Origin of the sequence: Nocardioides sp., assembly GCF_036274455.1 — a bacterium.
Classification (GTDB): Bacteria; Actinomycetota; Actinomycetes; order Propionibacteriales; family Nocardioidaceae; genus Nocardioides.
Genome location: NZ_DASUFR010000216.1, coordinates 1 through 8,312, shown reverse-complemented (window position 1 = coordinate 8,312; position 8,312 = coordinate 1). Strand labels below are relative to the sequence as shown.

The 8,312-nt window shown below is 72.1% G+C and carries 7 protein-coding genes; 4 read left to right on the top strand and 3 right to left on the bottom strand.

The window, feature by feature from the left end:
* Together VFV89_RS20805 and VFV89_RS20800 are read left to right on the top strand one after the other, a co-directional pair.
* The coding region (locus VFV89_RS20805) for a Mur ligase family protein (RefSeq protein WP_329707893.1) at positions 1 to 1,736 on the top strand (1,736 nt) is incomplete at its 5' end.
* A 30-nt stretch (positions 1,737 to 1,766) separates the two neighbouring features.
* Complete coding sequence (locus tag VFV89_RS20800) at positions 1,767 to 2,252, top strand: carboxymuconolactone decarboxylase family protein (protein ID WP_329707892.1); 486 nt, start codon at positions 1,767 to 1,769, stop codon at positions 2,250 to 2,252.
* Here VFV89_RS20800 and cphA read toward each other — a convergent pair.
* Positions 2,249 to 5,035, bottom strand: coding sequence for a cyanophycin synthetase (gene cphA / locus VFV89_RS20795; RefSeq protein ID WP_329707891.1), 2,787 nt, complete (start codon positions 5,033 to 5,035; stop codon positions 2,249 to 2,251). The two genes, VFV89_RS20800 and cphA, sit on opposite strands and share 4 nt — an antisense overlap.
* Positions 5,032 to 6,021, bottom strand: coding sequence for a cyanophycinase (locus VFV89_RS20790; protein ID WP_329707890.1), 990 nt, complete (start codon positions 6,019 to 6,021; stop codon positions 5,032 to 5,034). Before VFV89_RS20790 ends, cphA begins: the two co-directional genes overlap by 4 nt.
* Positions 6,022 to 6,069: 48 nt before the next feature.
* Here VFV89_RS20790 and VFV89_RS20785 point away from each other — a divergent pair, with 48 nt between their 5' ends.
* The gene (locus VFV89_RS20785; protein WP_329707889.1) at positions 6,070 to 6,573 is read left to right on the top strand and encodes a histidine phosphatase family protein; all 504 of its coding nucleotides are present in this window, start codon (positions 6,070 to 6,072) and stop codon (positions 6,571 to 6,573) included.
* A gap of 7 nt (positions 6,574 to 6,580) precedes the next feature.
* Here the strand turns inward: VFV89_RS20785 and serB are convergent, their stop codons facing one another.
* On the bottom strand, positions 6,581 to 7,804 hold the full coding sequence (serB, locus tag VFV89_RS20780) for a phosphoserine phosphatase SerB (RefSeq protein WP_329707888.1): 1,224 nt from the start codon (positions 7,802 to 7,804) through the stop codon (positions 6,581 to 6,583).
* Between the two features lie 58 nt (positions 7,805 to 7,862).
* On the opposite strand from serB, the gene VFV89_RS20775 reads away from it, so the two are divergent.
* On the top strand, positions 7,863 to 8,225 hold the full coding sequence (locus VFV89_RS20775; protein WP_329707887.1) for a VOC family protein: 363 nt from the start codon (positions 7,863 to 7,865) through the stop codon (positions 8,223 to 8,225).
* The last annotated feature ends 87 nt before the right edge of the window (positions 8,226 to 8,312 follow it).

The window sequence follows — 8,312 nt, the reverse complement described above, 5'->3', positions numbered from 1 at the left end:
CCGCACTCGTCGAGCTCCGGGTCCTCGAGGGGCCCAACCTCTACTTCCCGCGGGCGGCGGTGAAGCTGACCCTGGACATCACCCACCTCGCCACCGCGTCCGACGAGACCGCGGCCCGGCTGGCCCGCCGGATCGGGCTGCGCAACGCACGTCCCGGTGCCGCCGAGAGCGGGTTCCGGGCCCGGTTCGCCGCCCGCGCGGTGGGCCGCCTGGTGCGCGCCGTGGCCGCCGAGTCGGGCACCACCCGCCTCGCCGTCCGGGTCCGGCCCACCGCCGATCCGCACGTGCTGGTCGTCGCCTACCCGTGGCTGCACCGCGAGCGTGCCCAGGAGATGGGCCGCGCGGTTGCCGGCGTCATCGACGCGCTGCCGGTCGCCGACGTCGAGGCGGCGGTCGAGGAGGCCGCCGCGCGCGTGCGCGCCAGCCAGCCCGGCGCCCGCCCGCCCACGCTGACCCCGTCGGTGCCGGTCGTCGCCGTCACCGGCACCAACGGCAAGACCACGACCAGCCGGATGATCGCCCACCTCGCCCGCACCTCCGGCAAGCTCGTCGGCTGGTCGAACACCGACGGCATCTACGTCGACGGCGAGCTCGTCGAGGCCGGCGACTACTCGGGCCCCAGCGGCGCCGGCCGGGTGCTGGCGCACGACGGCGTGCAGCTCGCGGTCACCGAGACCGCCCGCGGCGGCATCCTGCTCAAGGGCATCGGCCTGACCCGCAACGACGTCTCCGTGGTCACCAACGTCTCCGCCGACCACCTCGGCCTGCAGGGCATCGACACGCTCGACCAGCTGGCCGAGGTGAAGGGCGTCGTGCCGCACATCACCCGCAAGGACGGCTGGGCGGTCCTCAACGGCGACGACCCGCGCGTCTTCGCGATGAGGAACACCATCAAGGCGCAGTCGTGGGTGTTCTCCCGCGACCCGGACTCGCCGGCCATCCGCGAGGTGCTCTCGACCGGCGGCCGGGCCACGACGGTCATCGACGGCTGGATCTCGGTGCTGACCCCGAACGCCGACCCCGACCCGCTGGTCGAGCTCGTGGACGTACCCATGACGCTGGCCGGACTGTCCCGCTTCAACGTCGAGAACACCCTGGCCGCGGCCTCGGCCGCCCTGGCGATCGGCCTCTCGCGGGCCGAGGTCGTCAAGGGGCTGGAGTCGTTCCGGCCGGACGCCGAGCACAACCCGGGACGGATGAACTTCTTCTCGCTCCCGGCCCCCGGCGGCCAGAGCATCTCGGTCGTCATGGACCTCGCCCACAACGAGGCCGGGCTCGAGGCGCTGCTGGAGATCATGAACGGCGTCCGCCGGCCGGGGTGCAGGCTCCTCCTCGGCCTCGGCGCCGTCGGCGATCGCACCGACGAGCTGATCGGCATGCTCGGGGAGATCGGGGCCCGCGACAGCGACGTGGTCGCGATCGGCCACAAGAAGCGCTACCTCCGCGGCCGCACCACCGAGGAGCTCGAGGGGCTGATGCGCGCCGGTGCCGAGCGGGTCGGCGTCACCGACGTGCCGGCCTACGGCACCGAGGTCGACTGCCTGGCCGCGCTCGTGGCCCGGGCCGCACCCGGCGACGTGGTCGGGCTGATGTGCCACGCCGAGCGGCAGGAGGTCTACGACTGGATCGCCGGGCACGGCGGCACGCCGGACAGCCCCGAGACGCTGCGGGACAAGGTGCGCGCCGTCACGAAGCCGGAATTGGACCAGATGACCAGTTCCGGATCGGCTCTCTGATCAGGCCACGTCAGGACCTAGGTTGGGGGCATGACGACAGAGTCCTTCCACAAGGTCCCCACCCGCCTCGACGTCGAGGCGACCGTGCCCGGGTTCTACAAGGCGATGGCCCACCTCGACACCGCGGCGATCCGCGAGGCCGACCGGGCCGGCATCCCGATGGGGCTGCGCGACCTGCTCCGGCTCCGCGCCAGCCAGATCAACGGCTGCGCCTACTGCGTCGACATGCACACCCACGACGCGGCCGAGAACGGCGAGAGCCAGCAGCGGATCCACGCGGTGAGCATCTGGGCGGAGTCGCCGTTCTTCACCGAGAAGGAGCGGGCCGCGTTCGCCTTCACCGAGACCGTGACGCGGGTCGCGGACACCCACGTCCCGGCCTCCGACTACGACGCCGTCGCGGCCCACTGGTCCGACGAGGAGGTGGGCGCGCTCCTCGGCCTGATCGTCACGATCAACGCGTGGAACGGTCTCGCCGTCGCGTCGCGCGCCTGGGAGCCGAAGCTCGAAGGCTAGGCCTCGGCCGGCACCGGCTCGGCCGGCACGTAGTCCGGGTCGGCGGCGGGGGTGTCAGAGGTGACGCCCGCGCCGGCCTGGGCCTGCGGCGCCCAGTTCTCGAGCTCGGACATCACCGCGGCGTGCTTGTCGACGCAGATGACCACCAGGTCGCCCTTGTTGGCCCGCGACATGGCGTGCCGGACCGCCTCGATCTCGTCGAGCACCTCCTCGACCTGCTTGCAGCGGGCGACGCCCTCGTCCATGGCCGCGCGTACGCCGGCAGTCACCAGCCGCGCCACGTCGCCGCGCTCGCGGCCGCGGGTGTTGGCGTCCTCGCGCACGATGACCACGTCGAAGTGCTGGGCGGCGATGTGCCCGAGCTCGCGCATGTCCTCGTCGCGGCGGTCGCCGGCGGTGGCGATGATGCCGATCCGGGACGGCCGGGCGAGCTCGTGGGAGGACTCCAGCGACTCGCCGATGCGGTCCACGAAGTCGCCGAGCATCTTCATGCCGGGCGCGTTGTGGCAGTAGTCGACGATGACGTTGACGCCGTTGACCTCGACCTCGTTGAGGCGACCCGGGGCCAGGTAGTAGTTGGTCGAGAACGAGCGCAGCCCCTGCCGGATGTCGTGCAGGGGCGCGCCGGCTGCGAACGCGGCGGCCGCGGCGGCCAGGGCGTTCTGCACGTTCATCCGGGCCCGGCCGGCGAACGTGGCGGGCAGCAGGTGCGTCCAGGCCAGCTGCATCTCGCGGGGCCCGTGCTTGACCACGATCATCTCGCCGCGCTCCGACGGGTTGAGCACCAGCGCCTTGCCGCCGCGTCGGCAGTGCGCGTCGATCATGTCGCGGGCCTCCGAGCCCGGCTCGTCCATCGAGAACCACACGACCTGGCCCGAGCACCGCCGTCGCATCTCGCGGACCAGCGGGTCGTCGGCGTTGAGCACGGCGTGCCCGTCACGGGGGACCGCCTCGACCAGCACCGCCTTGACGTCGGCGAGCTGCTCGACGGTGTCGATGCCGCGCAGCCCGAGGTGGTCGGGCTGCACGTTGAGCACGACCGCGACGTCGTTGCGCTCATAGCCGAGCCCCTCGCGCAGGATGCCGCCGCGGGCCACCTCGAAGACCGCGAAGTCGACGCGCGGGTTCTGCAGCACCATCCGCGCGGAGCGGGGCCCGGAGGCGTCGGCGCGGATCACCAGCCGCTCGTCGATGACCACGCCGTCGGTCGAGGTCATGCCGACCTTGCGGCCCATGCCCTTGAAGATGTGGCCGATCATCCGCGAGGTCGTCGTCTTGCCGTTGGTCCCGGTCACCGCCACGATCGGGATCCGCGACTGCGACCCGGGCGGGAACAGCATGTCGACGACCGGCTTGGCGATGAACTGCGGCTCGCCGATCGTCGGGTGGGTGTGCATCCGGAAGCCGGGCGCGGCGTTCACCTCGCAGATCGCTCCGCCGGCCTCGCGCACCGGCTCGGTGATGTCGGGGCAGATGAAGTCGATGCCGGCGATGTCGAGCCCGACCATCCGGGCGGCCTCCTCGGCGATCTCGACGTTCTCCGGGTGCGCCTCGAAGGTCCGGTCGATGGAGATGCCGCCGGTGGACATGTTGCCGGTCAGCGCGAGCTTGACCATCTGGCCCTCGGGCGGCACGTCGGTCATCTCGTAGCCCTGCTCGCGGACCAGCTCGACCGCGGCCTCGTCGACCTTGATCCGGGTCAGCACCTTCTCGTGGCCGACGCCGCGGCGCGGGTCGGCGTTCGCGGTGTCGACGAGCTGCTCGATCGTGGAGGTGCCGTCACCGGTGACCGACGCGGGCACCCGCTCGGCGATCGCGGCGACCCGTCCGTCGATGATCAGGCAGCGGTAGTCCTTGCCGGTCACGAACGACTCGACGAGGATCACGCCGCGCCGGGACTGCTCCTTGGCGACCGGTACGGCGGCCCGCACCTCGTCCTCGTCCTGGAGGTCGAGACAGACCCCGCGGCCGTGGTTGCCGTCGAGCGGCTTGACCACGACCGGGTAGCCGATCCGGGTGGCGGCCCGCACCGCCTGGTCCTCGGTGCGGACGGTCTCCTGCTTCGGGACCGGCAGCCCGGCGGCGCTCAGCAGCCGGGTGGTGAGGTCCTTGTCGGAGGCGATGTCGACCGCGATGGCGGAGGTGGCCGACGTCATGGTGGCGCGGATCCGCTTGGCGTGGACGCCCTGGCCGAGCTGGACCAGGGAGTACTGGTTGAGCCGGATCCACGGGATGTCGCGCGACACCGCCTCGTCGAGGATCGCCTGGGTCGAGGGGCCGAACGCCGTCCGCTCGGCGCGCAGGATGAACTCCTCGCGCTCCTTGTCCCAGTCGAACTCCGGGTCCGGCTGCACGAGGTGGTTGACGAGCCGGACGGCGAGCCGGGCGGCCGCCAGCCCGACCTGTTCGTCCTGGTAGCCGAAGACCACGTTGTAGTGGCCGGGCCGGCCCTTGACCTGGCGGGTCTTGCCCCGCCGGATGTCGTGGCCGACGACCTGCTGCAGGGCCAGCGCGGCGTGCTCGGCGACATGGCCGAGCCAGGTGCCCTCGTTGAGCCGCTCGACGAAGCCGCCACGGCGCCCCCGCGAGCAGGAGTGCTCGCGCAGCCCGGGCAGCATCTCGAGGAGGTGGTCGGTGAACCCCGGGATGGCGTTGGTCGGGAACTTCTCGAGCGACCCGAGGTCCACGACGAGGTGGATCGCCTTCTCATAGGACCACACGTTCGCGCCGCGGTAGACCCGGGTCTCGAGGATCGTGAGGTCGGGGGTGGGCCGCTCCGTCATGCGTCGTCTCCGTCCTGGTGCGGGTCGGGGTGCGCCCGGGCCTCGTGCCTGCGGGTCTCCTGCTTGCGCCTGCGCCGCAGCCGGCGGCGCAGCACGCTCGGGGAGGCGTCCCCGGCCGCGATGTCACGCGCCATCTGGCGCAGGTCGTGGCCGGCCTCCTCGATCTCCGCCGCCTCGAGCGGGTCGACGGCGGTCTCGAACGGCAGCAGCGCACGTGCCACGAGGTCGAACCGGGCACCCTGCGGCAGCACGTGCAGCACCACGCCACTGGCGAGCAGGGGAGCGGAGCGCTTGGCGTCGAAGGCGTTGGTGGTGATGTTGCTGGGGTCGAGGATCGTGACCGCGCCGCGGCCGACCACGGTGAGCACGTCGTCCTGGACGACGGCCGCGGTGTCCTCGTCGACGCCCATGCCCAGCAGCTGCGGGGACTGGGCGACGATCATGAGGAGCCGGCCGTAGCGGTTGCGCTGCTCGAAGTGCTGGTCGACGACCGTGCTGGGCAGCAGCCCGAGCCCCGCGGCCATCTGGGTCATCCGCTGCTTCGGGGTGGCCCCGCCGACCCCGAAGGCCAGCATGTGGCTGGACTGGATGGACGCCCCGGCCGACGTACCGGCCACGACGGCGCCGCGCTGGTGGGCCGCAACGATGGCGTCGCCGAGCGGCGTACCGCACACGATCGAGCTGAGCTTGAGCTGGTTGCCGCCGGTCATGAAGATCCCGGTGGCCTTCTCGAGCACCTCGACGAGGTCGGGGTCGTGGGACTGCTCCCGGCTCTCGGAGCGCACGACCGACACCTCGGCCGCCCCTTCGGCGCGGAACAGCGCGTCGTAGAGGTCGACGATCTCGTCCCCGAGGCTCGACGCGATCGGGATCACCGCGATCCGCGCGTCCGGGCCGCCGGCGGCCGTCACGAACTGGTTGAGGATCCGTCGCTTGCGGAGCTTGTCCTCCGCACCGCCGATGATCATCAGTGGTCCGCGGGACATGGGGTCACCCTAGGACGTGCTGCCCACCGACCGTGCCAGACTCTCGCCGTGAGGACCCTGGTGGTGATGCGCCACTCCAAGGCGGAGCAGTCCGGGCCGAGCGACTTCGAGCGCGAGCTCAGCGACCGAGGGGTGGTCGACGCGACCGAGGCCGGGCAGTGGCTGGCCAACCGCGGGATCGAGCCCGACCAGGCACTGGTGTCCACCGCAGTGCGCGCCCAGCAGACCTGGGAGGCGGTCAACGAGGGCGGCGGCTGGGACCTGGAGGGCACCGTCGACGACACGCTCTACGAGGCCGGCACCGAGAGCGCCCTCGATCTCGTCCGGGAGACCGACCCGGCCGTCCAGACCCTCGTGGTCGTCGGCCACAACCCCACCATGGCCTCGCTGGCCACCCTGCTCGACGACGGCGAGGGCGACGACGAGGCCGGCAACGAGGTGGCCGTCGGCTTCCCGGCCAGCGCGCTGGCGGTGTTCTCCTACGACGGCGACTGGGCCGACCTCGACGAGGCGTCGGCGAGCGTGGTGGCGTTCCACGTGGGGCGGGGCTAGCGGGTGCTCACACCGGCGGCGCCGGCGTGATGATCCCTTCCTCGGCATCCGCGGCCTCGACCTCCTCGCGGGAGATGCCGAGGAGGTAGAGGATCGTGTCGAGGTAGGGCACGTTCACGGCGGTGTCCGCCGCGTCGCGGACGACCGGCTTGGCGTTGTAGGCGATGCCCAGTCCGGCCGCGTTGAGCATGTCGAGGTCGTTGGCGCCGTCGCCGATGGCGATCACGGCGGCCTCGGGGAGCCCGAGCTCGGCGGCGAACTCGCGCAGCGCGCGGGCCTTGCCGGCCCGGTCGACGACGTCGCCGACGATCTCGCCGGTCAGCCGGCCGTCGACGACCTCGAGCTCGTTGGCCCTCGAGAAGTGGATCCCGAGGTCGGCGGCGAGCCGCTCGGTGATCTGGCTGAACCCGCCCGAGACCAGGGCGAACCGGTAGCCGAGCCGGCGCAGGATCCGCACGAGAGTGCGTGCCCCCGGCGTGAGCACGATGGCGTCGTAGACCGCGTCGAACGCCGCCACGTCCACCCCCGCGAGCAGCTTCACCCGCTCCCGGAGCGACTCCTCGAAGTCGAGGTCACCGCGCATCGCCGCCTCGGTCACCTCGGCGACCTCGTTGCCGTAGCCGGCGTGCTCGGCGAGCATCTCGATGACCTCGCCCTGGATGAGGGTGGAGTCGACGTCCATCACGATCAGCCGCATCCCGCGGCGCTGCAGGTTGGCCGGCTGGACGGCGATGTCGACGCCCTGCCGGGCAGCCTCGGCCGCCAGCGTCGAGCGCAGGGACTCGGTGCCGACGCCGGAGACGTGCAGGTCGATCGCGGTGACGGGGTAGCGCGCCATCCGCTCGATGCGGTCGATGTTGGCGCCACTGTCGGCGATGCGGCCGGCCACGGCCGCCATCTGCCCGGCCTTGAGCGGCGAGCCGATGATGGTGACGTGCGAGCGGCCGCCGCGGCGGGACCGGTTGTCACCCGTCCCCCGCTCGATCTCGACACTCATGTCGAGGTCCTTGGCGGTGGCCTCCACGGCGTCGCGCAGCCGCTTCCAGTCGCGCGGGATGGTGACGAGCACGCCGAGGATCAACCGGCGCCGCAGCAGGATCTGCTCGATGTCGACCACCTCGACGCCCGCCCGGGAGAGCGTGGCGAAGATCGTCGAGGTGACGCCGGGCCGGTCCTTGCCGGTGAGCGTGATCAGCAGCGTCTCCGGTCGCGGCCCCCGTTGGTCGTTCATCGCCCCTGACGGTAGCGCCGGGCGTGGCGTGTCGGTGGCGGGTCCTAGCGTCGTGGACATGAGACATCACCACCACTCCATCGACTACGTCGAGCTCTACGTCGACGACGTCCCCGCGGCCAAGGCGTTCTACGGCTCGGCCTTCGGCTGGCGGTTCAACGACTACGGCGAGGCCTACGCCGGCATCCAGGCCCCGGACGGGGACGGCGAGGTCGGCGGGATCACCACCGGCGACCAGCGCGGTGCCGGTGCGCCGCTGGTCCTGATGATCTCCGACGACCTCGACGGCAGCGTCCGGGCGGTCAGGGACGCCGGCGGCGAGGTCACCGAGGGGCCCTACGACTATCCCGGCGGCCGCCGCTTCCACTTCCGCGACCCGAGCGGCAACGTGCTCGGTGTCTTCCAGCCGTCCGACGGTTAACCGTCACTGATCAGTGGTTGTCAGTGGGTGGGCAGCCGCGCGCCTACCGGATCGCGTCTCGCCGTCAAGGCTCGCGATTGGCGCCCG

Excerpts from the sequence above, each read along its gene's own strand:
- VFV89_RS20790 (WP_329707890.1), bottom strand. The coding sequence starts at position 6,021 with ATGTCCCGCGGACCACTGATGATCATCGGCGGTGCGGAGGACAAGCTC.
- VFV89_RS20800 (WP_329707892.1), top strand. The coding sequence starts at position 1,767 with ATGACGACAGAGTCCTTCCACAAGGTCCCCACCCGCCTCGACGTCGAG.
- serB (WP_329707888.1), bottom strand. The coding sequence starts at position 7,804 with ATGAACGACCAACGGGGGCCGCGACCGGAGACGCTGCTGATCACGCTC.
- VFV89_RS20775 (WP_329707887.1), top strand. The coding sequence starts at position 7,863 with ATGAGACATCACCACCACTCCATCGACTACGTCGAGCTCTACGTCGAC.
- cphA (WP_329707891.1), bottom strand. The coding sequence starts at position 5,035 with ATGACGGAGCGGCCCACCCCCGACCTCACGATCCTCGAGACCCGGGTC.